The sequence below is a fragment of the Janthinobacterium sp. CG_23.3 genome (assembly GCF_046115965.1).
Lineage (GTDB): Bacteria > Pseudomonadota > Gammaproteobacteria > Burkholderiales > Burkholderiaceae_D > Janthinobacterium.
On sequence record NZ_JBJXIB010000268.1, the window covers coordinates 1 to 1,373 of the forward strand.

Annotated in this window: 1 rRNA gene; it reads left to right on the top strand. The window is 51.2% G+C overall.

Annotated elements, in window-relative coordinates:
- Positions 1-1,357 (top strand): 23S ribosomal RNA (locus ACFDR9_RS27695); the annotation flags it as partial.
- Positions 1,358-1,373: the final 16 nt, after the last annotated feature.

The following is a 1,373-nucleotide window of genomic DNA, read 5'->3' on the forward strand; positions in this document are numbered from 1 at the left end:
ACTTGTTCACGAAGCAATCGGAAGTGGTTCCAAGAAAAGCCTCTAAGCTTCAGTCATACGAGACCGTACCGCAAACCGACACAGGTGGGCGAGATGAGTATTCTAAGGCGCTTGAGAGAACTCGGGAGAAGGAACTCGGCAAATTGGTACCGTAACTTCGGGAAAAGGTACGCCCCGGTAGCTTGATTGGTTTACTCCATGAGGGTGAAAGGGTTGCAATAAACTGGTGGCTGCGACTGTTTAATAAAAACACAGCACTCTGCAAACACGAAAGTGGACGTATAGGGTGTGACGCCTGCCCGGTGCTGGAAGATTAAATGATGGGGTGCAAGCTCTTGATTGAAGTCCCAGTAAACGGCGGCCGTAACTATAACGGTCCTAAGGTAGCGAAATTCCTTGTCGGGTAAGTTCCGACCTGCACGAATGGCGTAACGATGGCCACACTGTCTCCTCCCGAGACTCAGCGAAGTTGAAATGTTTGTGATGATGCAATCTACCCGCGGCTAGACGGAAAGACCCCATGAACCTTTACTGTAGCTTTGCATTGGACTTTGAACCAATCTGTGTAGGATAGGTGGGAGGCTTTGAAGCGGTGACGCCAGTCATCGTGGAGCCAACCTTGAAATACCACCCTGGTTTGTTTGAGGTTCTAACCTTGGTCCGTTATCCGGATCGGGGACAGTGCATGGTAGGCAGTTTGACTGGGGCGGTCTCCTCCTAAAGTGTAACGGAGGAGTTCGAAGGTACGCTAGTTACGGTCGGACATCGTGACGATAGTGCAATGGCATAAGCGTGCTTAACTGCGAGACTGACAAGTCGAGCAGGTACGAAAGTAGGACATAGTGATCCGGTGGTTCTGTATGGAAGGGCCATCGCTCAACGGATAAAAGGTACTCTGGGGATAACAGGCTGATTCCTCCCAAGAGTTCATATCGACGGGGGAGTTTGGCACCTCGATGTCGGCTCATCACATCCTGGGGCTGTAGCCGGTCCCAAGGGTATGGCTGTTCGCCATTTAAAGTGGTACGTGAGCTGGGTTTAAAACGTCGTGAGACAGTTTGGTCCCTATCTGCCGTGGGCGTTGGAAATTTGAAGGGGGCTGCTCCTAGTACGAGAGGACCGGAGTGGACGTATCTCTGGTGTACCGGTTGTCACGCCAGTGGCATTGCCGGGTAGCTAAATACGGAAGAGATAACCGCTGAAAGCATCTAAGCGGGAAACTTGCCTTGAGATGAGATTTCCCAGAGCCTTGAGCTCTTTGAAGGGTCGTTCGAGACCAGGACGTTGATAGGCTGGGTGTGGAAGTGCAGTAATGCATTAAGCTAACCAGTACTAATTGCCCGTACGGCTTGTCCCTATAACCTTAGCAGGTT